1 protein-coding gene is annotated in these 533 nt (G+C 72.0%); it reads right to left on the bottom strand.

The window, feature by feature from the left end; genetic code table 11:
- Positions 1-533 (bottom strand): AfsR/SARP family transcriptional regulator (locus tag D459_RS33405; protein ID WP_017596727.1); only part of this gene is annotated, 533 nt, incomplete at its 5' end.

The following is a 533-nucleotide window of genomic DNA, read 5'->3' on the forward strand; positions in this document are numbered from 1 at the left end:
TCAGGGTAGTACGCGGTCCTCCTCCAGCAGCCCCTGATGGATCCGCTGCAGCTCCACCGAGGGGCTCAACCCCGTCTCCTCGCTCAGCAGCACCCGCAGCCGCTGATAGGTCTGCAGCGCCTCGTTGCGCCGGCCCACATCGTGCAGCACCCGGATCAGCTGGCCGTTGAACCACTCGTTCAACGGGTTCTCCGCCACCAGGCTCCGCAGCTCGCCCACCAGCTCCCGCTCCCGGCCCAACTGCAGCTCGGCCTCGATCCGCAACTGCAGCACCCGCAACCGCTGCTCCTCCAACTGCAGCGCATAAGTGCTCAGCAAAGGCCCGCAGGCCACGTTGCCCAGCGGCGGGCCGGTCCACAGCTCCAGCGCCCGCCCCAGAGCCGCCGCGGCGGCCTCGGGCCGGCCCGCGGCCAGCTCGGCCCGCCCCCTCCCGGCCAGGCGCTCGAACTCCACCACGTCCACCGCCTCCGGCGCCACCCGCAGCGCATAGCCGAAGGACTGGGTCTGCAGCACCTGCTCGCCCCGCTCGGCCA

It is taken from the genome of Nocardiopsis potens DSM 45234 (assembly GCF_000341105.1).
GTDB lineage: Bacteria > Actinomycetota > Actinomycetes > Streptosporangiales > Streptosporangiaceae > Nocardiopsis_A > Nocardiopsis_A potens.